The following is a 24359-nucleotide window of genomic DNA, read 5'->3' as shown; positions in this document are numbered from 1 at the left end:
TCCGGGCCCTCCCGGATCAGCCTGCTGGGCCGCCTCCGGTGCCGCCAGGGCTGATCGGCTCACCCGGGCACCGCCGGACGGCCGAACGGTCACGCCGCGCAGGGCAGGGTGCCGGCCGTGGCGGACGTGCACACGGGCAGCGCGGCGACGAGCCGTGTCGTGGTGCCCTCGGGGAACGCCACCGCGTCCGGGAACACCGACAGCACCAGCCGCATCGCCGCCCGGTTGGTGCTGAGCACCTCGGCCTGCACGAGCAGGTGCCCGGCGGCGACGGCGAGGTCGGCGACCGCTCGCAGCATCCGGGCACCGACGCCGGCCCGCTGCACGTCGTCGACGACCTCGACGCCGAGGTCGCAGACCCCGGTCCCGTCGGCGATCAGCCGGGCGATGCCGATCGGCCGGCCGTCGGCGAAAGCGGCGACGGCCACGTGGCGGTGCCCGTCGACGGCGGCCAGCGCCCGCCGGGCGTTCGCGGTGAGCCCGCGCACCGGTGCGTGGAAGCGCCGGAATCGGCTCTCCTCGGACAGGCCGTCGAACACGGCGTCGAGGACGTCGAACTCCCCGTCGTGCAGTTCTCGAATCGCGATCATGACTTCTCTCCCCCCGGAGTTGCGTCGTGCAGGTCAGGTCAGGAGCCAGGTCGTGGCCCACGCCACGACGAGCCCGCCGAACAGGGCGAGCGGCAGGCTGCGGGTGAACTTCCAGGCCACCCCGGCGACGGCTGCGGCCAGCAGCGCGGGCACCGTCGCGTCGAGGGCGACGCGGCCCTGCGGTGCGACGAGGGCGGGCAGCGCGATCGCGGCGAGCACCGCCGGTCCGACGTGGCGCAGCAGCCGCCCGACCGCGGCGGGCGGGCGCGCCCCGGCCGTCGCGAGGAAGGCCGCGCGCATCAGGTACGTGCCGACGCCGATGGCGACGAGCACCAGCAGCTCACCCATGGCGGCGGCCCACCAGCGCGCCCGCGGCGATCCCGGCGGCGGAGCCGACGAGCAGGCCCAGTCCGAGCGGCAGCCCGGAGGCGGCCACGGCGACCGCGCCGCCCGTCGCGGCCGCGGCCCACGCCGGGCGCGAGGTCAGCATCGGCAGGACGAGGAGCAGGAAGGTCAGCGGCGCGGCGACGTCGAGGCGCAGCCCGTCGGGCAATACGCCCGCGAGCAGCGCACCGGCGGCGGTGACGCCCATCCAGGCCGTCCACAGGGTGCTGCCGACGCCGAGGTAGTAGGCGAGCCGGGTCCGGGCGTCACCGCCGCCGTCGGGCCTGGTGAACCGGCCCAGCGCCAGCGCGTAGACGGGGTCGGCCAGCAGGTAGGCCCCCGCCCAGCGGGCCCGTCGCGACCAGCCGTCGGCGTGCTGGGCCAGTGAGGCGCTGTAGAGCAGCATCCTGGAGTTCACGACGAGCGCGCCCAGCACGACGACGGCCACGTTCGCGCCGGCCCCCAGCAGCTGGACCGCGAGGAGCTGGGCCGCCCCGCCGAACAGCAGTGGCGACGACGACCAGGCGACGAGCGGTGAGATGCCCGAGGCGGCCAGGGTGGCGCCGAGGGTCAGACCGAACGGGACGTAGGCGGCGATGACCGGCACCGCGTCGGCCGCGGCACGCAGCACGACCGGCCGCAGCGGCGCCTGCGCCGGCACGGCGCGCGGGGACCCGGTGGCGGTGGACACGACGGACTCCTGTCGACGACGGTGCCGTCGGCCTGGTGGTCGATCGGCTCGTCGTCGACGCTAGGAACGCCGCGTTCGGCGGGCGTTCGCAGCGGAGGGGGGCAAACCCGACCGTCGTGGTGGGGTGCGTATCGGTACCGGTCAGCCGATGCGGTACCGGGCCACGGCCTCCTCGTCCCAGACGAGCCCGGTTCCGGGACGCTCCGGGGCGGACATCGCGCCGTCGGCCACCGGCGCGGGGTCGAGTAGGACGGGTTCGGCCCAGTCGACGTACTCGAGCCAGTGCGCCGTCGGGGAGGCGGCCAGCAGGTGCGCCGAGACCTCCGGGTAGAGGTGACTCGACAGCGGGATGGCGTGCTGGTCGGCGAGCGCGGCGGCCGCCGACCAGCCGGTCACGCCGCCGATGCGGTCGAGGTCCACCATCAGCAGGTCGCACACACCCGCCGAGACCGCCCGCGCGGCGTCGCGGGGACCGGCGAGGTTCTCGCCGAGCTGGACGGGTGTGCGCAGCGTCGCAGCGAGGTCGGCGGCACCCGCGTGGTCGTCGTGACGCACGGGTTCCTCGATCCAGGTGAGCCCCTCGTCGTCGAGGGCGCGGCAACGCTCCCGCGCCGTGGCACGGCTCAGCGCCTGGTTGAAGTCGGCCATCACCCCCACGTCGTCGCCCAGTGCGCGCCGGACCGCGCGCACCGCCGCGACGTCGGAGTCCGGGTCGGCGCGGCCGAGCCGCATCTTGACCGCGCGGAAGCCCTCGCCGGCCAGTTCCACCGCCTCGTCGGCCGCGGTCGCGGGATCGACCAGACCGAGCCCGTTGCTGTTGTAGGCGGGTACCGGCACCGGCCGGGCACCGAGCAGTCGCGCGAGCGGGACGCCGGCCGCGAGGGCGACGACGTCCCAGCAGGCGACGTCGAGTGCGGCGAGGACGCCCCCGACCACCCCTGACGCGCCGACGAGCCGGGTCCGGTCGGCGAGCTGGGCGCGCACGGCGGCCGGCTCGGCCGGCGTCCCCACCAGCCCCTCTCCCAGCGACCGGGTGATCGCGGCCGCGGCGCGGCCGACCGCGTCGAGGTAGCAGAACAGGTAGCAGCGACCTGTGGGCCCGTCCTCGGTGTGCACGTCGACGAGCAGGAGGGGGGCGTCGGTCACCCGGCTCGCGCTGGTGTGCAGGGGCCGGCGCATCGGCACCCGGACCAGCCGGGCCTCGACGTCGCGCACGACCGGCGAGCTCACCGCGCGGCCCCCGCGGCGTGGACGGCGAGCAGGTCCGCGATCGCCCTGTTCGCGGGCGTCGCGACGCCGAGGGTCGCGCCACGTGCCGCGACGTCCCCGCTGAGCCACTCGACCTCCAGGGGCCGGCCCGCCTCGAGGTCGTTGTGCATCGACGACGTCATCGTCGACGGAACCGTGTCGACGAAGGCGAGCCGGTCGTCGGCGTAGTCGGCCGGGAGTGCGACGCCGCGGGCCCGCGCGACGGCGACGACCTCGTCCATCACCTCGCGCAGGAAGCGCCGCGACCGCGCGTTCTCCCGCACCGGGCCGATCGGGCCACGTGTGAGGGCGGTCGTTCCCGACAGTCCGACGAGGAAGACGAACTTCTCCCAGATCGTCTGTTCGATCCGGTCGCTGATCTCGACGTCGATGCCGCTGTCGACGCACGCCTCCCGGAAGGCCACCACGCGTGGCGACAGGGAGCCGTCGTACTCGCCGACGACGAGCTTCTGCAGTGGTCCGGAGTGGCGGACGACGCCGGGCTCCGCGATCTCCGCGGCGATGTAGCAGACGCCGCCGACGACGTGCCCGGGACCGAGGGCCTTGCCGAGGACCTCGTCCTTGGCCACCCCGTTCTGGAACGACACCACCCCCGTCCCCTCCCGGAGCAGGGGGCGGATCTGCGCGGCGGCCGTCTCGGTGTCCCACAGCTTGACGGCGAACACGACGAGGTCGACGGGATCGAGCTCGGACGGGTCGTCGGTGGCGGTGACGTCGGGGAGGTGGACGTCACCGAGGGGGCTGCGCACCCGCAGGCCGTCGGCGCGCAGCGCCGCGAGCTGCCGCCCGCGCGCGATGAACGCGACGTCGTGTCCGCCTCGGGCCAGCCGCGCGCCGAAGTAGCCGCCGACCCCACCGGTCCCCATCACGGCGATCCGCATCCAGGCCTCCTTTTGTTGAACGGTCCGCCAAATATAGGGGCGGTGCGGGTGGAGGTCCAGCCTGTGGAGATGTCCTGCCGGGCAGCGGCCTGTCCTACTATCACCCGATGGGCAGGAGCCGGGGCTTCGACATCGACGACGCGCTCGACGCGGCGGTGCGCACCTTCTGGGAACACGGGTACGAGGCGTCGTCGATGCAGACGCTGTGCGACGCGATGCGCGTCCAGCCCGGGAGCGCCTACGCCGCGTTCGGCCCCAAACGCGCGCTCTTCGTCGCGGCCCTGCGCCGCTACGCCGAGACGGTGTCGGCCGACGCCGTCCGTCGCATCACGACACCCGTCAGCGGACTGCAAGGGCTGCGCGACTACTTCGACCACCTGATCGAGGCCATGGTCGACGGGAACCGCCGCTGGGGCTGTCTGATCACGAACTCGCTCGTCGAGTTCGCCGAGCGCGACCCGGAGCTCGCGGGCCTGGTCGGGCTGCACCTCGCGAACCTGCGGGCCGCCTTCGAGGCCGCGCTCGCACGGGCCGCCGCGGCGGGCGAGCTGCGCCCCGGCGCCGGCCCGGAGGCCGCCGCGCTGCTCGTCGCGGTCGCACAGGGCATGAACGTCCTGGCGAAGAGCCGGCCCGGGCGCGCGCCGCTACGCGCGATCGTCGACGCGACCCTGGCCGGGCTCGTCGCCTGACACCGGTCCGCCTATGAGGTCAGCTGCCGCAGGAGTTCCAGCGCGTTGCGCTCGACGTAGTTGTGCGTGAGCCGGCCGTCGGGCAGGACGTGCCAGACAGCGGTTCCGGTCATCCGGACCTGCTGTCCGTCCGGTTCGGTGCCGGCGAAACCGTTGTTGGTACCGGTCAGTACCCACCGCGACGCGACACGGGAACCGTCGGCGTTCTGGAAGGTGTCGACGGGTTCGAGGTGGATGTCGGTGATCGCACCGTGGAAGGCTCGGACCCACTCCTTGAACGCGGCGCGCCCGTGAATCTCGGTTCCGCCGGAGATGATCACGAAGTCCTCGGTGACGAGCTCGTCGATCGCGTCGACGTTGTGCGGGGCCTGCCAGACCTCGGCCCAGAAGTTGTGGACGACGTCGATCGCCGTGCCGGGTTGCCGCTGGTCGCGGGTGTCGGGGCGGCCGTCGGGGGTGGGGGCGTCGGCACTCATGTACTGCTCCTTCGTCGAGACTGTGGCGGTGCCCCGCAGGTGCGGGGGCTACTGGTCGGTGGCACTGAGGGTGTGCGCGTCGATGAGGGTCGCCGCGGCGCGGGCGGCCACCAGCACGGGGCGGTCGCTTCCCGACATCGCGGCGTGCACGATCGCGCCGTCGAGGAGGAGGAGAAGCGCTTCGCCGGTTGCGGCGGCGTCGGGATGTCCCAGCTGCTGGAGGAGCCGGGTGAACTCGGCGGCGACGGAGTTCTTGTGCGCCAGGACCTGCATGGCGGCCGGCCCGTCCTTGTCCGGGCTCTGCAGCCGCGTGGCGACGAAGGGGCAGCCGACAGCGAGCTTTCCGCTCCTGACCCGGTCCCCGATCCGCGTGAAGGCACCGAGCAGACGGTCCCGGGGTGGGTCGCCGTCCGGGCCGAGCAACCAGCGGCGCTGCGTCGCGCTGAACTGCGCCAGCGCGGCCGCGACGAGTTCGTCCTTGCCCGTGAAATGCCGGTAGAGCGACATCTTGCCGGCGCCGGCACGTTCGGCGACCGCGGCCGGGGTGGTCCCGGTCCATCCTCGTTCGAGCAGCAGCTCGACAGTGGCGTCGAGGGCTCTGTCGCGTGCGTCGTGGCGGCCGGTCACGAACGGATGATACCTCACGGTATCGTTTCGCCGCCGCGCCACATGGGCCATGATGGCGATCATGGAACTGCGAATCATGATCGACGCGGGTCGCGGCGCGGACTACGACGCCGAGCTCACTCTCGCACAGGCGGCGGAGTCCCTCGGGTTCAGTGGATACTTCCGCTCCGATCACCACCTGCCGAGGGGCGGTCGGGCGGCGGTCCCGACCGACGCGTGGACCACCCTGGCCGGACTGGCCCGCGAGACCACCACCATCAGGTTGGGCACCCTGGTCTCCGACGCCACGTTCCGACCGCCGGCGCTGCTGGCCGTCCAGGTCGCCCAGGTCGACCGGATGTCGGGCGGGCGTGTCGAGCTGGGCATCGGCCCCGGCGGCGACCCGAGGGAGCACCGGGCCTTCGGTACGACCCTGCCCGAGGACCGCGATGCCCGTTTCGAGGAGCAGTTGGGCATCCTGCATGCACTGTGGCAGCGTCCGGCCGGATCCGCCCACTCCGCAGCGGGCAGGTACTTCGAGCTGGTCGACTTCCCTGTCCCGTCGACCGTGCAGCACCAGATCCCGGTGATCCTGAGCGGTCTCGACAGTCCTCGCGCGACCGTTCTCACCGCGGACTTCGCCCACGAGTTCAACGCCCCCCCGATGTCGACGGCCGCCGCCCGGGCGCAGATCGAGGAGGTCCGCAGATTCGCGGACTACCGTCCCGACCTCGTGTACTCGGTGACCGTGGACGCCTGCGTCGGCACGACCGGTTCCGACGTGGCGCGCCGCGCCGCCGCAGCCGGCGACGACCTCACCCGGCTGACGGAGACCGGCGTCGTCGGCACCCCCGCGCAGGTCGTCGAGGCCCTCGGCCACTACGCCGAGGCCGGGGCGACACGTGTCTACCTCCGGCTCGGCGACGCGTCCGATCTCGACCACCTCGAGCTGATCGCCTCGGCCGTCGCCCCTCAGCTCCCCTGAGCCGCGGTCCGGATGCCGGGGGCGCTCGTTGCAGGCCGGCAGCGTCGGCGCATGCTCATGCCGGGTCCGCGGCGCCGTCGGCGCCCAGTCGGCTCAGCCACTTGAGCATCAGCTGTCGCTCCTCGTCACCGAGCTCCCCCGAGGCCGCCCCGCGCAGCTGCGCGGCGAGCTGGATCGCGGTCGCCCCGATGCCCCCCGTCACGTCTCTGGCGGCGGCCGTGTCCAGGCACGCGGCGAAGACGGCGTCGCGCACGCCCACCGACAGCTGGGGGTCGGAGTAGATCTCCGGGCTGACCAGGATCGCGAGCGCGACCCCGACGTTGGCGGACAGGATCCGTTGGGCCGCGAGCGGGGCGGGCAGGCGCAGCGCCCCGACGCGGGCGCACCGTTCCAGGGTGGCGCACAGGAGATCGAAGATCACCTGCGGTGCGTCGGGTCGCCGCGTCAGGGTCGGCGAGAACATCAGCCGGTAGGTCGCGGCGTTCTCCCGCGCGAAGGCGATGTGGTCGTCCCAGCCGGCGCGCAGGTCGGCAACGGGGTCGTCGGTCTGCTCCAGGCTGCGCTTGCGTTCGACGTAGCGCTCGAACCCGTGGTCGACGAGAGCCGCGAGCAGTCCGGCCTTGTCCTTGAAGATGCGATACAGCGCCGGCTGGCCGACGCCGACCGCCTCGCACACGGCACGGGTCGAGATGTCGTTGTCGGCCGATGCGGCCAGCTGCTCCTCGGCGGCCTCGAGCATCCGCCGACGCAGCGTAGGGGCTGTGACAGTCACGTTTCGACGTTACGTCAGGAGGTGTAGCGGCGACCCGTGCGAGCCCGTTCCGTATCGATGATACGTGTCACATAGACACGGCGATACGCCAGTCGTATCGTCGATCCTGTTCGCAGATATCAACGATTCGGCCGTGGCCGAACGAACGGAACAGGTGGTCCCATGTCGAACAACACCCCCCGCGTCGCGCTCGTGACCGGAGGCACCGGCGGAATCGGCGAAGCCGTTGTCGACGCGCTCGTCGCCGACGGGTTCGCAGTCGGCGTGCACTACGCGGGCAACAAGGCGAAGGCCGACGCCCTCGTCGAGAAGATCACCACCGCGGGCGGACAGGCCGTCGCCGTCGGTGGCGACGTCGCCGACGAGCACGCCATGGCCGCAGCCTTCGACACCGTCCGGACCGCCTTCGGCGGCATCGACGTCGTGATCAACACCGCCGGGATCATGGTCCTCGGCCCCATCGCCGACTACGACCTCGACCAGTTCGACCAGATCGTGCGCACCAACCTCCGCGGCGCGTTCGTCGTCTCCCAGCTGGCGGCCCGCCACGTCCGCGACGGCGGCGCCATCATCAACTTCTCGACCTCGGTCACCCGCACCCAGCTGCCCAAGTACGGGCCCTACGTCGCCACCAAGGCAGCCGTCGAGGGGCTGACCCTGATCCTCGCGCGGGAGCTGCGTGGCCGCGACATCACCGTCAACGCCGTCGCCCCCGGCCCGACGGCGACGCCGCTGTTCTTCGACAGCAACAACGAGCAGACCATCGCGGCGCTCACCAACGTCACCCCGCTCGAGCGCCTCGGCCGCCCCGAGGAGATCGCGACCACGGTCGCCCAGCTCGCCGGCCCCGCACGCTGGGTCAACGGCCAGACGGTCTTCGTCAACGGCGGTCTCGCCTGAGCGAGGTCGGGAGCCGACCGCCCCGACCGTTCCCGCCCGCCCGCCTCCCACGCCCACATCGAAAGGTGCACCGCCATGTCCGACCGGAAGGTCGTCGTCGTCACCGGAGCCTCCAGCGGCTTCGGCAACCTCACCGCCCGCGCCCTCGCCCGGGCCGGCCACACCGTCTACGCCGGGATGCGCGCGACGGCCGACCGCAACGCGCCGCGCGTCGCCGAACTCGCCGAGCTGTCCGCCACACAGAACGTCGACGTCCGCGGCATCGAGATGGACGTGCAGGACCAGCCGTCCGTCGACGCCGCGATCGCACGGATCGTCGACGAGCAGGGCCGCCTCGACGTCGTCGTCCACAACGCGGGCCACATGGTGCTCGGCCCGACCGAGGCGTTCACCCCTGAGCAGCTCGCACAGCAGTACGACGTCAACGTCGTGTCCACCCAGCGCGTCAACCGCGCGGTCCTGCCGGTGCTGCGGGCACAGGGCTCGGGTCTCGTCGTCTGGGTCGGGTCGTCCTCGACCCGGGGCGGACATCCGCCGTTCCTGGCCCCGTACTTCGCCGCGAAGGCCGGCATGGATGCACTTGCCGAGAGCTACGCGGCCGAGCTGATCAAGTTCGGCATCGATTCCGTGATCGTCGTCCCCGGCGCCTACACCAGCGGCACGAACCACTTCGCCCACTCCGGCGTGCCCGCCGACACCACCGCGGCCGCGGCCTACGACGAACAGTACGGGGAGCTCCGCGACAACCTCGCCGGCTCTCTCGCCGCGATCTTTCCCGAAGGTCACGACGCCTCCGAGGTCGCGGACGAGATCGTCAGGATCACCGACCTCCCGTACGGGGAACGCCCCTTCCGGGTGCACATCGACCCGAGCCATGACGGCAGCGAGGTCGTGTCCACCGTGTACGACCGCATCCGCGCCGACTTCTACCGACGCGTCGGGATCGGGGAACTGCTCACCGAACAGGCGAGCCTCTGACGGTCGCGAGTCGGCCGCGTCGGAGCCTGCCGCAACCTGTGACGTCCATCGTCGACAGGCCGATGGCGCCGCCGCCCCTTAGGCTTTGGACGTGTGTCCAGCTTCGGGCGATTCGCCGCGTTCATCAACTGCACCGACACGACCTGAACGAGGTCCGCATCGTTCCGAGGGCCCGGCCGGTCGGGCCTCGGGCGGGGCCGGGACGTGGCGGCTGTGGCCGGCGGTGGCCCTCGTGCTGTTGGCGTGGCTGGCCGTCGGCGGCATCGGCGGACCGTTCCAGGGCAGGCTCGCGGAGGTTCAGACCAACGACAGCAGCACCTTCCTCCCCGCCGACGCCGAGTCCACCCGGGCAGCGCAGGAGCAGCAGCGGTTCACCGGTGCCCAACCGCTGCCCGCTGTGGTCGTCTACGAGCGGGCAGGCGGGCTGACGGCCGACGATCTGGGGACGATCCGCGCCCACGCCGCGGACGCCGCCCGCTCGCCGGGCGTCGAGTCGGTGTCCCCCGTCATCCCGGCCCCGGACGGCGCGGCCGCCCAGTTCATCGCCTCCTACCCTGCGCAGGCTCGCGGCGAGCTCGACGAGTCGATCCCGCAGCTGCGCGAGCTCCTCGCCGCCGACCTGCCCGCCGGGCTGACCGTGCACGTCACCGGCCCCGCCGGGCTCGCCGCCGACCTCTCCGCCGCGTTCGCGGGCATCGACGGGCTGCTGCTCGCCGTCGCCGCGGGCGTCGTCGCGCTGATCCTGCTGATCGTCTACCGCAGCCCGCTGCTGCCGGTGCTGGTGCTGCTGTCGGCGGGTCTCGCACTGTGCCTCGCGGTGATCGCGGTGTACCTGCTCGCCGACGCGGAGCTGATCACCCTGTCGGGGCAGACACAGGGCATCCTGTTCATCCTGGTGGTCGGCGCGGCGACCGACTACGCGCTGCTGCTCATCGCCCGCTACCGCGAGGAGCTGCGTCGCACCGAGTCGACGCGGGCGGCGATGCGTTCGGCGTGGCGGGCCGCTGTCGAACCGGTACTGGCCTCGGCCGGCACCGTCGTGCTGGGTCTGCTGTGCCTGCTGCTGTCGGGACTGAACTCCAACCGCGGCCTCGGCCCCGTTGCCGCACTGGGGATCGTCGCCTCGGTCCTCGCTGCCCTGACGTTCCTGCCCGCCGCGCTGCTGCTGTTCGGGCGCGCCGCGTTCTGGCCGTTCCGCCCGCGCGCGGGCACCGGCGAGGCCGGCAGCGGGTTGTGGGCGCGGATCGCCGAGGCGGTCGGCCGGCGTCCGCGGCGACTGTGGATCGTCACCGCCCTCGCACTCGGGGTACTGGCCGCGTTCGTGCCGCAGTTCCAGGCCTCCGGGGTCGCGCAGTCCGACTTCTTCGTCGACAAGTCCTCGGTCGACTCCGTCCAGGGCCAGGAGGCGCTGAGCAGGCACTTCCCCGGAGGAACGGGGTCGCCCGCGGTGATCGTCGTCGCGGCCCCGGCCCAGGACCAGGTCCTCGCCGCCGCGCGGGCGGTACCGGGGATCGTGTCGGTCGAGCCCGACTCCGATCGGGTCGTGGACGGGCGGGTACTTCTCGACGCCGTGCTGGCCGACCCCGCCGACAGCGAGGCCGCCGTCGACACGGTCGCACAGCTGCGCCAGGCGGTGGCCGCCGTTCCCGGCTCGTCGGCACTGGTCGGCGGGGTGACCGCGACGCAGCTGGACACCCAGGCCGCCGCGGAGCGCGACCTGCGTGTCGTGGTCCCGGCGGTGCTGGTCGTGGTGTTCCTGGTGCTCGCCGCGCTGTTGCGGGCCGTGGTGGCGCCGCTGCTGCTGATCGCGACGGTGGTGCTGTCGTTCGCTGCGACCCTGGGCATCGGTGCCCTGGTGTTCAACCACGTGCTCGAGCTGCCCGGCGCGGATCCGAGCGTGCCGTTGTTCGCGTTCGTGTTCCTGGTCGCGCTCGGCGTCGACTACAACATCTTCCTCATGAGCCGGGTCCGTGAGGAGACCCGCCTGGTCGGCACGCGCGAGGGTGTCGTCCGCGGCCTGCGCGTCACCGGCGGGGTGATCACCTCCGCCGGGGTGGTGCTGGCGGCGACCTTCGCGGCCCTGGCCGTGCTGCCGATCCTGTTCCTGCTCCAGATCGCGTTCCTCGTCGCGGTCGGCGTCCTGGTCGACACGCTCCTGGTCCGTTCGGTGCTGGTCCCCGCGCTCACCCTCGACATCGGTCCGAGGGTGTGGTGGCCATCCACACTGGACACCGGTGACCGTCGCCGGGCCCAGGAGGTGGCCGGACGGTCCTCGGAGCACAGCGGGTAGGGCCGCGGTGCGGGCTGCCCACCTGTCGCCCGGGGCGCCGGCGCCTCTTGCGTCGGCAAGGACCCGGATCGCTGCGGGTGCGGGGGTGCGAGATGATCGTCGGAGAGCCGATCCGAGGGGGAGACGATGCCATCGAGCAGCGGCAGCTTTCGTGTCCGCGTAGTCACCTCAGCCGATCTCGAACGTGTGACCGTGCGGATGTCGGTGGCCGAGAGGATCACGCGGCGATCGCTGGGCGAGTTCGAGACGGGCCTGCGGGCGGTGGCGATGTTGTCGTTCTCGCTGCTCGTGGTCGACCTGCGGGCAACGGAGGACCTGCCGGGGGCAGCCGCCGAGGCGCTGATCGCGCTGCGCGACCGGCTCGCGGACCGCGGGCTGGCGATGAAGGTCGTGTCCCGGCCCCACAGCCCGACCGCGACGACACTCGAGCTGGCCGGAGTCGCCGCCACGCCCGTGTGACCGGCCGGGCGGCACCCGACGACCACCACCGGTCCAGGGTGCCGACGCCTACTGGGGGCTGGTGCTGTCGGGGCAGCGCCACGCCAGCCAGATCAGTCCGGTGGTGACCATCGTCGCCACCGCGCCCAGCACGGAACCCATCATCAACAGGCCCAGCCCCGCCACCACGGCCACACCTGCCGCGACCTGCGCCCCGCGCCGGTGGCCCCGGTCCCGCAGGTCGCGTTCGTGCCGATCGAATGCTGCCGAGAGTTTCTGATCCGCTTCCAGCTCGCGCTCGATGTCCGTGAGCGCGCGCTGCTCGTCGTCGAACATTCCCGCCACCTCCTACAACGGACAAATCGCATCGTAACACGACAGAAATGCGGAGGCGGCGTCCACATGGTGTGATGGCGCGGTGACGACACGTCCCGACCGGTCGCCCCCCGCCGACGACGCCGTCGCGCCGGACGGGGCGCTGACCAAGCAGGACTTCGAAGCCCTCGCCCAGTTCCGCTTCGCCATCCGCCGCTACCTGCGCTTCAGTGAGGACACCGTGCGCGAACACGGCCTCACGCCTCAGCAGTACCAGCTCATGCTGGCCCTCAAAGGGTTCCCGCATCGCGAGTGGGCGACGGTCGGCGAACTCGCCGAACAGCTCCAACTGCGCCCCCACAGCGCCGCCGAGCTCATCACGAGGGCCCAGAAGCAGGGCCTGGTCCAGCGCGGTCGCGACTCGAACGACGGCCGGGTCGTCCGCGTGGAGCTGACCGACGCAGGCGAGACGTTGCTCGCCCAGCTCAGTCGCCTGCACCGCACCCAGCTCCGACACATGCGCACGGCGTTGTCCGTACCGCCCTGACCTGAGACCGCCCTGACCCGACGAGTCCTGGCGCTCCTCACGGGCGCGCCGCGCGGCGGCCAGGACGCGATCGGTGGGACGGGTTCCCCGTCAGCTCCTGGGGCTGCAGCGCCGCCGGGGCACGGTGCGTCGGGACATCACCGCGTCGTCGCCTTGTGCGAGAACGGCACTCGCGCCGGCCTCGTTGCCCCACTCGCCGCGGAGCACCTGGTCGGCGGCATGCCCCGCCGCGTCGACGAGCTGGTTCGGATCGAGGTGCGCACGCAGCCGTGCCGCACGCAGGATCAACATGTACGTGCTGGATTCGGTCGGCTGTGCGCCGATCCCGCATCCGAGGTCCGCTACTGCCTCACCGATGCAGTTGAGCTCGAGAGTGGCGGGGACGTGAATGGCGATCGCGGCGAGGGCCAGGTTCTCGGCGTGGGAGCGCAGGACGCCGGAGGGAAAGCGAAGTCGCAGCACCGCACTAACGTCTGCCATTGCGCAGAGCTCCGGCGGCGTCGATCGGAACCGGGAGCGCTTGCGACTGTGTCGTCGCGCCGAGGCCGCGGAATAGCCGTAGGCGGGCACACGTCATCGTGGCATCGTTCTACTTCCTGTACTCGGCGGACCGCGGTACGAGACCGGGGTCGGGGCGACAACGTCGAGCCCTGCCCGAGGGTGTGCGGGAACCATCTGGACAGCTTCACGATGCCCCGGAAACCGGGCCGCTGCGAGGGCGCTGACGCACCAACAACGACGCGCCGGATTGCCGGGCTCCGGCAAGGTGGCGTCGCGATGCGTCGTCCGAACGCCGTGCCCCGCGGCGGGCACGCTCGTCTACTCGGCCGAGTGCGGCGTGGGCAGGTCCCGTTTCGGCCAGCCGAGCAGCCGTGCGCCGAGAACTGCGGCGTGCACCGTGAACCGTTGAGCGGGATCGGTCGGATCGTGGCCGGTGAGCTCGGCGATGCGCTGGAGCCGGTAGGTGACCGCGCGCACGGACAGGTGCAGCCGTCGTGCGGTCTCCGTGATCACGCAACCGGTGGCGAAGTACGCATCCAGTGTGTTCAGCAGGGGCCCGGCTCCTCCTCGGGCAGTGGCCAAGGGACTCACCACGGCCTGTACGAGGTCGATGATGGCGGGCTGGTCACGGAGCAGGACGCGGTAGATCAACAGGTCCTCGGCGCGCACGACGGGGCCGTCGAGCCGCAGCCGGGTCGCCATGGCGAGTGCTTCGCGAGCCTCCTCGTAGGAGCGGGCGATTCCGTAGGAGCCGGGGTAGGGCCTGCCGACGGCGATCCGCCACGCACCGCCGCGCGGCGCACGGCTCAGATCGGCGTGCATGAGCGCGCCCAGGCCGCGCACCGGGCTCGACGACGAAGGCGTGGCCGGGGCGACGACCACGATGCCGCCGTCCTTCGTCGCGACCAGCACGTCGCGGTCGCCGATACCTTGCACGACAGCGCGTTCGAGGCTGCTCAGCGGAGCGTCGAGATCCACGGGTCGCCCGGAGGGCGCCGCCAGCGCGACCTGGTGCGGCTGCGCCATGTCCAGCCCGAACGGCTCGGCCCGCTCCACCAGCGCCCCGATGTCGCCGTCACCGCGCAGCAGGTCCTCGATCAGTTCGCGGCGCAACGTCTCCTCGCTGCGCATCATGTCGCGGCGGGCGGCGGTGTAGCCCTCGGCGAGACTCGCCACCGCACCGTCGACCGCCCGCATGACGGCCTCGGCGGCTGTGGCGGTGGTGGTGGTGTCGTCGAACTCGATGACGGCCGGCAGCTCGCGCCACAGACGCCACGCTGCGGAGAGGTACAGCTGTACCGCGTTGCCCGCCGACACCCCGAGCTCGGCGGCCCGGCGGCCGTTGACGGCTACCGCGTCGAGCTCGATCTTGTCCGGCCGCCGCCCTGTGGTGGCGGCCTCGACGAGCAGGGGCAGGAATCCACCGAGCAGCTCGACGGGCACCCCACCGGCGCCACGGCTGGCTTCCCGCGCCACGCGCGGCAGCCACGCCGTGTCGGTGGCCGGAATGGGTCGCGCCGGCGACGCAGGTGCCTTCTCAGGCCGAGGTGCCATCGGTCCCCACTCTCTCGCGATGCCCCTTCTCGGACGTTCTCCGGCCGAGCGGTGAAACTGCCGAAGTCCAGCAGCACGGTGCACCACGATGCCTTCGCGGAGGTATCCGGGGGTGCGGCACCCGGAGGCGATGGGCGCTGTGGAGCGAACCAGCTCGTCAGTTCGCCCAGCGGATCGGGTGCGGCCGTACCGTCTCATGGTGGCGCAGCACCGCCAGGACCGCTGACGGGTCCTCGAACGGCATCAGAGCGCCCACGTCGGGGACGGTGAGCACGCTCGTGCGCAGCGTCGACCGGACGGCGCGGTCGAGGCGGCCGTCACCGAAGAGCGGGTCCTGTTCGCCGACCGCGACCGTGCAGGGTGTCGCGGCCCAGGCACGTGCCAGTTCCGGGTCGGCCGGCGGCTGGCTGCTCATGGCGACGTGTCGGCCGACCAGACACATCCACTCGACCAGGGCGTGCGGAGCGACGAAGTCGCGACCGCCGAGCCGGGCGAGCAGCCTCTCGGCGGACGCCGCGGTCGGTGCGAGCCGCCAGCGCGCCAGTGCCGCGGCAGCGGCGGGACGGACGGCCGGGCGGACCACGCCGTTCGGGCCGAGCAGCACGAGCCCGGCGACGTGAGGGGCCGGCCGCGCGGCCAGGGCGACGGTGGCGCCGAACCCGTGGGCGAGGACCGTGACCTCGCGGTCGGTCGCCGCCGTCGCCAGGACCTGGTCGAACCACTCCCCGTAGTGCCGCAGTCGTTCGGTGTTGGGTCGGCCGCCCGATCCCAGGCCCGCCTCGCCGGGCAGGTCGACCGCGATCACGCGGTAGCGGGTCGCGAGCACCTCGAGCAGTGGGACCAGCACGGCGGCGTTGGCGTGCCGACCGGGCACGACGACCAGGGTGTCCCGGTGTTCCTCGCCGCAGATCACGGCGTGGGCGGTGTGGGAGTCCTGCGGGTCGCCGCCCCGCATGACGTGGTGCCGGTGCGGGACGGTCCAGCACGCCAGGCGTTGTCGGCACCAGTCCTGGACGACTCGTTGTCCGGACCTACCGCGGTAGATCCACATGACGTCTTCCTCTCTGCCGCCTCGGGCGGGACCGGAAACGGCCCGCGGTCGTCGAGACGGGCCACGGGGTGGTCCGCCGCGGGAATCCGAGGCGTCGAAGCCAGGCCGGGCGTGTGTCGACGCTCGAGACCATCCAGCGTCCGTCCCGGTTCCTGCGCAGTCCGACGTCGCGTACGCGCGTCGCGGGCGTCTGTGTCGAGCCGGCGAGGGTCGGGCGCCCGAGTACGGACCGGGCGAGCCATTCGCGCTGCGGTTCGATCGACAGGCGCGAGGCTGCCGTCGGCTTTCGCGGTTCGCGCACGCGCACCGTCGCGTACCGCATGGACACCAGGGCCTCGGCGGGCAGGGTGACGTGGTGGCCGCCGCCGTCCACGAGGACGGCGTCGACGAACGTGCCGCCGCCCGTCCGGGTGATGCCCAGGTCGCGCACGTGCCCGAGGTGCTCGCCGGCGGGGCCGAGCACCGCGGCGCCGAGGAGCCGGGTCAGCCACAGCAGCGACGGATCGGCTGCCCGCGGCGGCTCGTGCGCCGCCGGGCCGCCGGGTCCGACGAGCGGTTGTGCGTCGGTGGGTGTCGTCGGTCCCGGGTCGTCGCTGCCGAAGGTGGGCGAGCCCAGGACACGAGCCTTGTGACCAGGTTGCATTCGTCGCCTCCTCGATGCCGCCGACGACATGTCGGTCGGGCCGGCGCCCGGCCCCCGGGCCGCCGGCAGCCATCCGTGCCGCGGCGCCGGCACGCGGGATCACCGATCCGTGCGCCTGCCCTCGCCGGGCCTCCCTGAACCCGACCGGGTGGCTCCGGGCCTCACCCCGGATCCGTGGGTGTCTCGGTGATCGGGCTCGATCCTCCACCCGGTCGGGCACGTCGTCGGGGACGGCCCCGCAGCGCGGGGTCCGGCCGGCCCCGAGGCAGATGCGGATGCGGATCGGTACCGGCCCGAACGCCCGGGTCGGGACGGACCGCGCACCTGCGGTTCACACCGGTTCAGTGGTGCGTGTCAGTCCCCCGCCGGTGCAGCCGCGTGCGACACCTCGGGTCGGTAGGGCACCGCCTGGAGCAGGACGACCTCCATCGTCTGCCCGTCCGGGACGCCGAACTGCACCGTCTCGCCCTGCTTGCGGCCATGGAGTGCACGTCCCAGAGGGGAGTCCGGCGAACACGTCATGAGGTCCGCGGGATAGGCGCCGTCCTCGTGGTGGGTGAGCAGGAAGGTCTCGGTTTCGCCGTCGTCGTAGCGCACCGTCAGCACCATTCCCGGCTCCGCCACCCCGTCGTCGGGCGGATCCTGGCCGACCGAAGGATTCTGGAGCAGTTCCTGCAGTTTCCGGATTCGGTTGTGCCGCTCCCGCTGAGCGGTCAGCAACTGCTGGTCGGTGTCCTGGCCGGCACTGTCGCCGACGAACTGTTCGGTGCCGGCCCCGGTGACACCGAGGTCGCGTTGGCGAAGAAGGGCAGCGAGCTCCCCCTTGAGTCGCTCGTATGCACTCTCCGCCAGCCAAACCTGCTCAGTCATCGTTCCACTCCTCGAATCGCCCAGGACGGGTGGCCCGGACCACGGAATCAGCGCGCGGGGCCCGCTAAAGCGGAATGAGCACGACCCGGGACGTGTCGGGCCGTGCTCAACGGAGGAAGCCTGGTGGCGTCGATCCGCCACGTCGGCCGGTTGCCGCCCGTTCCGGGCGCACGGTGACGTGCCGGAGTGCCGCTGCAACATCCGTGACATCACGTGTACCACAGCCCAGCGGATCGGCCACCCTGATTGCCGGACCCCGGAAAACTGGGCGGTCCGAGATTGCGGACAGTCGCTCAGCTGGCGGGGCGAGTGATCCGTCGGACGCCCCCTGGCCCGCGCGGCCCGGGCGGGCACCGGTGGGGGTCGGCGAGCGCAGCCGCGCAGGAGCGGGGGCGTGTCACGAGGACCTCTCCCGCAGGACGAAACCGGGATAGCCGTCGGCGGCCTCCTGGGCGAAGTGCCGGAAGTAGGCCGGCCCCCCGCCGGCGTAGGCGAGGAACTCCCGCGGCTTTCCGAGCACGTTGTCGCCCATGTACCAGGTGTTCGCCTTCGGGTACACCGACTGCTCGGCGACCTCGTTCACGTGTGCGGACCAGGACTTCTCCGCGTCCTCGGTCGGTTCGACCGAGGCGAGTCCATGGGCGTCGAGGTAGGCGATCGTGTCGGCGGCGAAGTCGATGTGCTGCTCGGCGGCCGGGATCATGTTGTAGAGCACCCCGACGCTGCCGGGGCCGTTGACCATGAACAGGTTCGGGAAGCCGGCGAGTGCGAACCCGAGGTAGTTCGACGCCGAACCCGACCACTTGTCCTGGATCCGCACGCCCCCGCGCCCGCGCAGGTCCATGGCGAGGATCGCGCCCGTCAACGCGTGGAACCCGGTGGCGAGCACGATCACGTCGAGGTCGATGCGGGAACCGTCGTCGCGGACGATGCCGGCCGCCTCGACATGGTCGATCCCGCTCTCCCGCAGGTCGACGAGCGTGACGTCGTCCCGGTTGTAGATCTCGAAGTAGTCGGTGTCCACGCACAGCCGTTTGGCCGCGAACGGGTAGGTGGGCATGAGCCGGCCGGCGACGTCCTCGTCCCGGATTCGGGCGCGGAGCTTCGTCTTGACGAACTCCCCCACCAGCGCATTGACCTCCTCGTCGAACACCACGTTCGGGTAGCTGGCGATCATGAGGTAGCCCCCGCGCGCCCAGGTCCGCTCGAGCCAGGCCTCTCGCTGTTGCGGGTCGGCCGTCAACGGATCGTGATCGGGCTGCTCGTAGAGGATGCCGCCGACGGTGGCCCAGGCGTCCTCGCGCATCCTGGGGTAGCCGGCCTTGATCCGGGCGATCTCGTCCTCGTCGTAGGCGCGGTTCCAGGCGGGGATGGAGAACTGCGGTGTGCGCTGGACGACGTAGAGGTGCTCGGCCTGGTCGGCGATGATCGGCGCGGACTGGATGCAGGACGAGCCCGTCCCGACGATCGCGACCCGCTTGCCGGCCAGGTCGACGTCGGCGGGCCAGTCGCTGGTACGCAGGACCTGCCCGCCGAACTCGGCCAGGCCTGGGATCTGCGGGTCGACGGGTGTGGACAGCGGTCCGGTGGCCATGACCACGAAGCGGCACCGGACCGTCTCGCCGCGGTCCGTCCCGACGACCCAGGTCTGCGTGTCGTCGTCGAAGACCGCGCTGGTCACCGAGGTGTCGAAGCTGAACGAACGCCGCAGGTCGAAGCGGTCGGCGACGTGGTTGAGGTAGGCGAGCAGCTCGGGCTGGGTGGCGTAGCGGTGGGTCCAGGTCCAGTCCTGCTGCAGCTCGTCGGAGAACGAGTAGGAGTAGTAGATGCTCTCGATGTCGCAGCGGGCGCCGGGATAGCGGTTCCAGAACCAGGTGCCGCCGACGCCGCTGCCGCGTTCGAACCCGCGGACGGACAGCCCGTCCTGGCGGAACCGGTGGACGCCGTAGAGGCCGGCGAAGCCCGCGCCGATCACGACGACATCGGTGTCCACGGCGGCGTCGGCCCCGACACCGGCCCCGACGTCGGCGACGGTCCTCCCGTCGGCGGCGAGTCCCGCTTCGGCTCGTCCGGGGTTCGGGATGCTCACAGAACTGTCTCCAATCGCGCCCTCTCGCGGGGCGTGGTGTCAGGTGGTGGCCGCGCCGACCGAGGTGTCGTGTGCGGTCAGGAACGTCCGGAGCAGGGCGTTGACCTCGTCGGCGCGCTCCACCGGCAGAGCGTGGGTCGCGCCGGGTCCGGTCAGGACGCGCAGGTCGGCACCCGGGATCGCGGCCGCGGTCGCCCGGGCGTGGGCGGTGTCGACGAGGCGGTCCTCCGCCCCGCCGACGACCAGCGTCGGCATCGCCAGGTCGCCGAGCCGGTCGAGGACGTCGAGCTCGGCGCCCGAGTCGAGGTAGTCGACCATCGTGGACGCTGCCGGGTATCCGGGGTCGGCGACGTCGGACCGGGCCCCGTCGAGCAGGTGTGTGCCGGCGGCGTTGACCGCCTCGCGGGAGAGGATGTGCCACATGGTGGCGACCTCCGCGGACTCGGGCGAGGCGTGGACCACCAGGTCGCGCAGCATCTCGAAAGCACGTGCGAGGTGGGCGTCGGTGCGCGCCCAGGGGGTGAGCAGGGCGAGCGAGGCGACCCGTCCGGGGTGCTGCAGGGCGAGCAGCATCGCGGCCGCGGCACCCAGCGACCACCCCACGACATGCGCCTGCTCCACACCGCTCTCGTCCAGGACGTGACGTGCGTCGTCGGCGATGGTCGCCGCCGAGTATCCGGCGCACGCGACGTCCTTGGACCGGCCGATCCCGCGCGGGTCGAACAGCACACACCGGTACGAGTCCTCGAGCGCGGCGACCTGCGACGCCCAGCTGGCCCGACCCCGGCCCAGGGGCGGAACGAACAGCAGTGGCGTCGGGTTGTCGGCGCCGCGGACCTCGAAGGCGACCCCGGCTTCGGCTACGGACACGATCGGCTCCCTCGTCCTTCTCCGCACCCGGCCCCGCGACGTCCGGCCGGGTGACGCTCCGCTGAGCGGCATCCGGTGGGCGGCATGGTTCTCGACGACGGAACCGGCAGCGTGGCCACGCTCAGCTCCGGGCCGGCCCGGTCGCGGCGGCCTCGGCCGCCCGCACCAGTCCCCGGATGTACTCGGGCGTCATCGGGGTCTTCTCGATGACGATCCCGAACGGGGACAGGGCGTCCATGACGGCGTTCACGATGGCCGCCGGCGCCGAGATGGTGCCGGCCTCCCCGACGCCCTTCACGCCCCCGACGCTGACCGCCGACGGTGTCTCGATGCTGTGCAGGGTCAGGTCCGGCACCTCGGTCGTCGACGGGTAGAGGTAGTGCATCAGGCTGCCGGAGACGAACTCGCCGTTGTCCTCGTATGCGAGGTCCTCCAGCAGTGCCACCCCGATGCCGTTGGCCAGCGCACCGGCGACCTGGCCCTTGACGATGATCGGGTTGAGCACGACCCCGCAGTCCTCCACCGCGGCGAGCTGCTCGATGCTGACCAGGCCCGTCCGCACGTCGACCTCGACGACGGCCGCGGCGCAGCCGTTGGCGTAGGTCTCCCCCGGGTTGTAGCCGGAGGTCGCGGTGAGACCGTCACGCTGGACGTCCTCGGGACGAGCAGGTCCGCCGAAGTAGCCGAACAGCGCGATCTGCTGCAGCGGCACCGTCTTGCCGGGGACGCCCTTCACCGCGGCGACGCCGTCGACGAGCTCGATGTCGGCGTCGTCGGCCTCCAGCATCGCCGCTGCGAGGCGGACCAGCCGGTCACGGACCTGGACGGCGGACTCCTGGATGGACCCGAACCCGAGGACGGCGCTGCGGCTGGCGTAGGTCCCCATGCCGAAGACGGAGCTGTCGGTGTCCCCGAACACGATGCGGACGCTGTCCATCGCCACGCCGAGCTCGTCGGCGGTCACCTGGGCCAGGGTCGTCTCGTGGCCCTGCCCGTGCGAGTGCAGACCGGTCGTCACGGTGACCGAGCCGTCGGGCTCGACGGTGACGCTCGCGGTGTCGAAGAAGCCGTTGGGGAGCCCGCCGGCGGCGGCACTGGCGGTCCCCCAGCCGGTGGGCTCGACGAACGGGCTGAACCCGACACCGAGGTAGCGTCCGTCCGCCCGGGCCTGGGCCTGCCGCTGCCGGAACGCGGGGTAGTCGACGGCGTCGCGGGCCTTCTCCAGGGCCGCGGCGTAGCTGCCACCGTCGTAGGTCTGACCGAACGGCGTGGTGTAGACCTCCGGACCGATCATGTTCTGCAGCCTCAGCTCGACCGGGTCCTTGCCGAGGGATCGGGCGAGCTGGTCGATGGCGACCTCGCGGGCGAGCTGACCGGGCACCCACCCGACACCGCGGACGGCGCCGATCTGACACTTGTTGGTCAGCGGGTTGTCGATGGAGTAGGCGACGTTCTGCACGCCGTAGCAGCTGGACAGGTACACACCCGCGACCTGTGAGTCGACCAGCGGGGTGAACGGGATGGACGAGTAGGCGCCCGAGTCGGTGACGAAGTGCCCGCGGAAGGCGGTCATCGTGCCGTCGGCGGTGGCCGCGATCTCCATGGAGCAGTGCATGTCCTTGGAGTGCACGCCGGCCGCGAGGTCCTCCCAGCGGTCCTCGATCCACTTGACCGGCCGGCCCGACATCCGGGCGACCGCCGGGACGACGATGTCCTCCGGGAAGACCGTGCACTTGAGGCCGAACGCGCCGCCGACATCGGGCGCCTTGACGCTCAGCTGTCCCTGCGACACACCGAGCACCGGTGCGATGAGCATTCGCAGCAGGTGCGGCATCTGGGTCGAGGAGTAGACGTTGAACCTCCCGCCCGCACGGTCCTCGTACTCCGCGACGACGCCGCGGCACTCGATCGGGGCGGCCGTCGACCGGCCGGAGTGGAAGCGGATCCGGGTCACGTGGTCGGCCTCGGCGAACGCCGTGTCGACGTCCCCGGCCGACTGCTCCAGGTGGGAGATGTTGTTGGTGCCCAGGGCCTCGTCGACCAGGGGCGAGTCCGGGTGGAGCGCCGCGAACGGGTCGAGAACGGGCGTCAGCGGCTCCCACTCGACGTCGACGAGGTCGCGGCCGTCCTCGGCGAGGTAGGGCGAGCGGGCCAGCACGACGGCGACCGGGTCACCGACGTGGCGGGCGACCTCGACGGCGAGCGGTGAGCGCGACTGGGCGAGGACCCCCTCGCGCATCGGGCCCGCCGACACCATCGGCGCGAGCCAGTCGAGGTCCTTGCCCGTGTACACGGCCACGACGCCCTCGACGGCGAGCGCCTCGGTCGCGTCGATCCCGACGATGCGGGCGTGGGCGTGCGGGCTGCGGACGAACGCGGCGTGCAGCATCCCGGGCAGCGCGACGTCGTCGATGTAGCGGCCCTGCCCCGACAGCAGCCGTGGGTCCTCGACACGCTGGACGGGGCGCCCGACGTAGCGGGCGGGCCGCGGCTGCTGCGGCGTCGTGGCCGAGGACGCGGCAGACGTGGCTGCGGGATCGGTCGCGGTGGACTCAAGCGTCATGGGAGGCGGCCTTCCGCTCGGTCGCGACCCGGCGCACGGCCGCGATGATTCCCTGGTAGCCGGTGCAGCGGCAGACGTTGCCCGACAGGTACTCCCGGATCTCGTCGTCGGTCGGGTCGGGGTTCTGCTCGAGCAGTGCCTGCGTGCTGGCGAGGAACCCGGGGGTGCAGAACCCGCACTGCAGGCCGTGCTCGGCACGGAACGCCTGCTGGACGTCGGAGAGCTCCCCGGGTTCGGCCATGCCCTCGACCGTGTCGACCGTCGCGCCTTCGACCTGTACCGCGAACGCCAGGCACGACCGTCCGGGCTGTCCGTCGATCAGCACCGTGCAGGCGCCGCACACCCCCTGCTCGCAACCGACGTGGGTGCCGGTCATGCCGAGACCGTGGCGCAGGAAGTCGCTGAGCAACATCCGCGGCTCGGCCACCCCGACGCGCTTCTCGCCGTTGACCGTCAACGTCACCGCGACGGTGCCCTGCTTCGTCTCCATCAGTTGGTTCCCCTTCGGCGCAGCGCGGCCTCGAGCAGGGCGCGTTCGACGACCGCGGCGGCAGCGTCGTGTCGGTAGGTGGCGCTGACGAACGAGTCGTCGGTGACCTCGGTGCCCGACAGCGCGGCGCGACCGGCCTCGGCCGCCGCCCGCTCGTCACCGAGCCGGGTCCCGAGCAGGTGCTCTTCCGCGGCGGTGGCACGGATCGGGCGGCCGCTGACGCCGAACAGGGCGACCCGAGCCTCCTCGACCGTCCCGTCCCCGTCGACGGCCAACCTGACTGCGGCGCCGGCCAGCGCGTAGTCGCCGTGGCGGCGCACGATCTCGCCGAACCCCCATGCGGAGCCCGCCGGGTCGGGCACCTCGACCTGCACGAGCAGCTCGTCGTCGGCCAGGACGGTGGTGTAGTGCCCGACGAAGAAGTCGTCGGCCGCGACCTCACGCTCGCCGCTGCCCCCACGCAGGAGGAAGCGCGCGTCGCAGGCCAGCATCACCGCAGGAAGCTCCGAGGCGGGCTCGCCGTGCGCGATGCTGCCGCCGAAGGTGCCCCGCGCCCGGGTGGCCGGATGCCCGACGTGCACCAGCGCCGCGGTGATCAACGGCCACCGGCGGCCGACCTGTTCGTTCTCGAGCACGGTCGACTGCCGGGCCGTCGCCCCCACCCGCAGCGACCCGTTCGCCTCGATCCCGGCCAACTCGTCGAGACGACCGATGTCGACCAGCGCGGTGGGGCGGGCCAACCGCATGTTCATCATCGGGATCAAACTCTGACCACCCGCCAGCACCTTCGAGTCCGGGTGCGCGGCGAGAGCGTCGATGGCCTCGGCCACCGAGGCCGGCCGTACGTAGTCGAATGTCGGGGGTTTCACGGGTCCTCCATGCGCCGTCCGGTCCCATCGGAGATTGCGGGTCATCAG

General features: G+C 72.3%; 26 protein-coding genes. 7 read left to right on the top strand and 19 right to left on the bottom strand.

Annotated features, from left to right (window positions below; all coding sequences use genetic code 11):
• Positions 1–89 precede the first annotated feature (89 nt).
• From PSU4_RS20220 to PSU4_RS20200, 5 genes are all read right to left on the bottom strand, one after another.
• Complete coding sequence (locus PSU4_RS20220) at positions 90–590, bottom strand: GNAT family N-acetyltransferase (RefSeq protein WP_147110671.1); 501 nt, start codon at positions 588–590, stop codon at positions 90–92.
• A gap of 33 nt (positions 591–623) precedes the next feature.
• On the bottom strand, positions 624–938 hold the full coding sequence (locus PSU4_RS20215; RefSeq protein ID WP_147110668.1) for an AzlD domain-containing protein: 315 nt from the start codon (positions 936–938) through the stop codon (positions 624–626).
• Entirely contained in the window at positions 931–1665 is a 735-nt protein-coding gene (locus tag PSU4_RS20210; protein WP_147110665.1) for an AzlC family ABC transporter permease, read from the bottom strand. The genes PSU4_RS20215 and PSU4_RS20210 overlap by 8 nt, the downstream gene beginning before the upstream one ends.
• A 141-nt stretch (positions 1666–1806) precedes the next feature.
• Positions 1807–2895, bottom strand: coding sequence for an enolase C-terminal domain-like protein (locus tag PSU4_RS20205; RefSeq protein WP_246115236.1), 1089 nt, complete (start codon positions 2893–2895; stop codon positions 1807–1809).
• Entirely contained in the window at positions 2892–3815 is a 924-nt protein-coding gene (locus PSU4_RS20200; protein WP_147110662.1) for a 2-dehydropantoate 2-reductase, read from the bottom strand. Before PSU4_RS20200 ends, PSU4_RS20205 begins: the two co-directional genes overlap by 4 nt.
• Positions 3816–3922: 107 nt before the next feature.
• Here PSU4_RS20200 and PSU4_RS20195 point away from each other — a divergent pair, with 107 nt between their 5' ends.
• On the top strand, positions 3923–4504 hold the full coding sequence (locus PSU4_RS20195) for a TetR/AcrR family transcriptional regulator (protein WP_147110659.1): 582 nt from the start codon (positions 3923–3925) through the stop codon (positions 4502–4504).
• Between the two features lie 11 nt (positions 4505–4515).
• Here PSU4_RS20195 and PSU4_RS20190 read toward each other — a convergent pair whose 3' ends face one another.
• Both PSU4_RS20190 and PSU4_RS20185 read right to left on the bottom strand, forming a co-directional pair.
• Complete coding sequence (locus tag PSU4_RS20190; RefSeq protein WP_147110656.1) at positions 4516–4980, bottom strand: ester cyclase; 465 nt, start codon at positions 4978–4980, stop codon at positions 4516–4518.
• 48 nt (positions 4981–5028) lie between these two features.
• Complete coding sequence (locus PSU4_RS20185; protein ID WP_186817084.1) at positions 5029–5670, bottom strand: TetR/AcrR family transcriptional regulator; 642 nt, start codon at positions 5668–5670, stop codon at positions 5029–5031.
• Between PSU4_RS20185 and PSU4_RS20180 the strand changes: the two genes are divergently transcribed.
• The gene (locus tag PSU4_RS20180; RefSeq protein WP_186817083.1) at positions 5669–6571 is read left to right on the top strand and encodes an LLM class flavin-dependent oxidoreductase; all 903 of its coding nucleotides are present in this window, start codon (positions 5669–5671) and stop codon (positions 6569–6571) included. The two genes, PSU4_RS20185 and PSU4_RS20180, sit on opposite strands and share 2 nt — an antisense overlap.
• Positions 6572–6626: 55 nt before the next feature.
• Here PSU4_RS20180 and PSU4_RS20175 read toward each other — a convergent pair whose 3' ends face one another.
• Positions 6627–7343, bottom strand: a complete 717-nt coding sequence (locus PSU4_RS20175; RefSeq protein WP_246115235.1) for a TetR/AcrR family transcriptional regulator — start codon at positions 7341–7343, stop codon at positions 6627–6629.
• A gap of 162 nt (positions 7344–7505) precedes the next feature.
• Between PSU4_RS20175 and PSU4_RS20170 the strand changes: the two genes are divergently transcribed.
• From PSU4_RS20170 to PSU4_RS20155, 4 genes are all read left to right on the top strand, one after another.
• Positions 7506–8243: an SDR family oxidoreductase gene (locus tag PSU4_RS20170; RefSeq protein ID WP_147110649.1), complete on the top strand. Its 738-nt coding sequence runs from the start codon at positions 7506–7508 to the stop codon at positions 8241–8243.
• 75 nt (positions 8244–8318) lie between these two features.
• A complete protein-coding gene (locus PSU4_RS20165) occupies positions 8319–9221 on the top strand; it encodes an SDR family oxidoreductase (protein ID WP_147110646.1) in 903 nt (300 codons plus the stop codon).
• Positions 9222–9444: 223 nt separating this feature from the next.
• Positions 9445–11511, top strand: a complete 2067-nt coding sequence (locus PSU4_RS20160) for an MMPL family transporter (RefSeq protein WP_147110643.1) — start codon at positions 9445–9447, stop codon at positions 11509–11511.
• A gap of 204 nt (positions 11512–11715) precedes the next feature.
• On the top strand, positions 11716–11970 hold the full coding sequence (locus PSU4_RS20155; protein WP_147110640.1) for a hypothetical protein: 255 nt from the start codon (positions 11716–11718) through the stop codon (positions 11968–11970).
• 48 nt (positions 11971–12018) lie between these two features.
• Here PSU4_RS20155 and PSU4_RS20150 read toward each other — a convergent pair whose 3' ends face one another.
• Entirely contained in the window at positions 12019–12285 is a 267-nt protein-coding gene (locus PSU4_RS20150; protein ID WP_147110637.1) for a DUF3040 domain-containing protein, read from the bottom strand.
• A gap of 82 nt (positions 12286–12367) precedes the next feature.
• Here PSU4_RS20150 and PSU4_RS20145 point away from each other — a divergent pair, with 82 nt between their 5' ends.
• The gene (locus tag PSU4_RS20145) at positions 12368–12811 is read left to right on the top strand and encodes a MarR family winged helix-turn-helix transcriptional regulator (protein WP_222596343.1); all 444 of its coding nucleotides are present in this window, start codon (positions 12368–12370) and stop codon (positions 12809–12811) included.
• A 90-nt stretch (positions 12812–12901) separates the two neighbouring features.
• On the opposite strand, the gene PSU4_RS20140 is transcribed toward PSU4_RS20145, so the two are convergent.
• The 10 genes from PSU4_RS20140 to PSU4_RS20095 form a co-directional block, all read right to left on the bottom strand.
• Positions 12902–13273: a hypothetical protein gene (locus PSU4_RS20140; RefSeq protein WP_147110634.1), complete on the bottom strand. Its 372-nt coding sequence runs from the start codon at positions 13271–13273 to the stop codon at positions 12902–12904.
• Between the two features lie 357 nt (positions 13274–13630).
• Positions 13631–14788, bottom strand: coding sequence for a PucR family transcriptional regulator (locus PSU4_RS20135; RefSeq protein ID WP_246115234.1), 1158 nt, complete (start codon positions 14786–14788; stop codon positions 13631–13633).
• A gap of 235 nt (positions 14789–15023) precedes the next feature.
• Positions 15024–15917, bottom strand: a complete 894-nt coding sequence (locus tag PSU4_RS20130) for an alpha/beta fold hydrolase (protein WP_147110628.1) — start codon at positions 15915–15917, stop codon at positions 15024–15026.
• The gene (locus PSU4_RS20125; RefSeq protein ID WP_147110625.1) at positions 15898–16560 is read right to left on the bottom strand and encodes a hypothetical protein; all 663 of its coding nucleotides are present in this window, start codon (positions 16558–16560) and stop codon (positions 15898–15900) included. Before PSU4_RS20125 ends, PSU4_RS20130 begins: the two co-directional genes overlap by 20 nt.
• Before the next feature lie 354 nt (positions 16561–16914).
• Positions 16915–17430: a GreA/GreB family elongation factor gene (locus PSU4_RS20120; protein ID WP_147110623.1), complete on the bottom strand. Its 516-nt coding sequence runs from the start codon at positions 17428–17430 to the stop codon at positions 16915–16917.
• 397 nt (positions 17431–17827) lie between these two features.
• Positions 17828–19519, bottom strand: a complete 1692-nt coding sequence (locus tag PSU4_RS20115; RefSeq protein ID WP_222596342.1) for a flavin-containing monooxygenase — start codon at positions 19517–19519, stop codon at positions 17828–17830.
• A gap of 39 nt (positions 19520–19558) precedes the next feature.
• Complete coding sequence (locus tag PSU4_RS20110; protein ID WP_186817082.1) at positions 19559–20389, bottom strand: alpha/beta fold hydrolase; 831 nt, start codon at positions 20387–20389, stop codon at positions 19559–19561.
• Positions 20390–20510: 121 nt separating this feature from the next.
• On the bottom strand, positions 20511–22952 hold the full coding sequence (locus tag PSU4_RS20105; protein ID WP_147110617.1) for a xanthine dehydrogenase family protein molybdopterin-binding subunit: 2442 nt from the start codon (positions 22950–22952) through the stop codon (positions 20511–20513).
• Positions 22942–23442: a (2Fe-2S)-binding protein gene (locus PSU4_RS20100; protein WP_147110614.1), complete on the bottom strand. Its 501-nt coding sequence runs from the start codon at positions 23440–23442 to the stop codon at positions 22942–22944. Before PSU4_RS20100 ends, PSU4_RS20105 begins: the two co-directional genes overlap by 11 nt.
• Positions 23442–24311 carry an FAD binding domain-containing protein gene (locus PSU4_RS20095; RefSeq protein ID WP_186817081.1) on the bottom strand — a complete coding sequence of 290 codons (870 nt, stop codon included), beginning with the start codon at positions 24309–24311 and terminating at the stop codon, positions 23442–23444. Before PSU4_RS20095 ends, PSU4_RS20100 begins: the two co-directional genes overlap by 1 nt.
• Between the last annotated feature and the right edge of the window lie 48 nt (positions 24312–24359).

The sequence above is a fragment of the Pseudonocardia sulfidoxydans NBRC 16205 genome (genome assembly GCF_007989085.1).
Taxonomy (GTDB): Bacteria; Actinomycetota; Actinomycetes; order Mycobacteriales; family Pseudonocardiaceae; genus Pseudonocardia; species Pseudonocardia sulfidoxydans.
Note: the sequence above shows the minus strand (reverse complement) of the source record. Positions and strands in the feature narration are given on the sequence as shown.

What these genes read in the sequence shown, in the direction of transcription:
- PSU4_RS20220 (WP_147110671.1), bottom strand. Translation starts at nt 590, where the DNA reads ATGATCGCGATTCGAGAACTGCACGACGGGGAGTTCGACGTCCTCGAC.
- PSU4_RS20215 (WP_147110668.1), bottom strand. Translation starts at nt 938, where the DNA reads ATGGGTGAGCTGCTGGTGCTCGTCGCCATCGGCGTCGGCACGTACCTG.
- PSU4_RS20200 (WP_147110662.1), bottom strand. Translation starts at nt 3,815, where the DNA reads ATGCGGATCGCCGTGATGGGGACCGGTGGGGTCGGCGGCTACTTCGGC.
- PSU4_RS20195 (WP_147110659.1), top strand. Translation starts at nt 3,923, where the DNA reads ATGGGCAGGAGCCGGGGCTTCGACATCGACGACGCGCTCGACGCGGCG.
- PSU4_RS20190 (WP_147110656.1), bottom strand. Translation starts at nt 4,980, where the DNA reads ATGAGTGCCGACGCCCCCACCCCCGACGGCCGCCCCGACACCCGCGAC.
- PSU4_RS20180 (WP_186817083.1), top strand. Translation starts at nt 5,669, where the DNA reads ATGGAACTGCGAATCATGATCGACGCGGGTCGCGGCGCGGACTACGAC.
- PSU4_RS20185 (WP_186817084.1), bottom strand. Translation starts at nt 5,670, where the DNA reads ATGATCGCCATCATGGCCCATGTGGCGCGGCGGCGAAACGATACCGTG.
- PSU4_RS20170 (WP_147110649.1), top strand. Translation starts at nt 7,506, where the DNA reads ATGTCGAACAACACCCCCCGCGTCGCGCTCGTGACCGGAGGCACCGGC.
- PSU4_RS20165 (WP_147110646.1), top strand. Translation starts at nt 8,319, where the DNA reads ATGTCCGACCGGAAGGTCGTCGTCGTCACCGGAGCCTCCAGCGGCTTC.
- PSU4_RS20150 (WP_147110637.1), bottom strand. Translation starts at nt 12,285, where the DNA reads ATGTTCGACGACGAGCAGCGCGCGCTCACGGACATCGAGCGCGAGCTG.
- PSU4_RS20130 (WP_147110628.1), bottom strand. Translation starts at nt 15,917, where the DNA reads ATGTGGATCTACCGCGGTAGGTCCGGACAACGAGTCGTCCAGGACTGG.
- PSU4_RS20125 (WP_147110625.1), bottom strand. Translation starts at nt 16,560, where the DNA reads ATGCAACCTGGTCACAAGGCTCGTGTCCTGGGCTCGCCCACCTTCGGC.
- PSU4_RS20120 (WP_147110623.1), bottom strand. Translation starts at nt 17,430, where the DNA reads ATGACTGAGCAGGTTTGGCTGGCGGAGAGTGCATACGAGCGACTCAAG.
- PSU4_RS20105 (WP_147110617.1), bottom strand. Translation starts at nt 22,952, where the DNA reads ATGACGCTTGAGTCCACCGCGACCGATCCCGCAGCCACGTCTGCCGCG.
- PSU4_RS20100 (WP_147110614.1), bottom strand. Translation starts at nt 23,442, where the DNA reads ATGGAGACGAAGCAGGGCACCGTCGCGGTGACGTTGACGGTCAACGGC.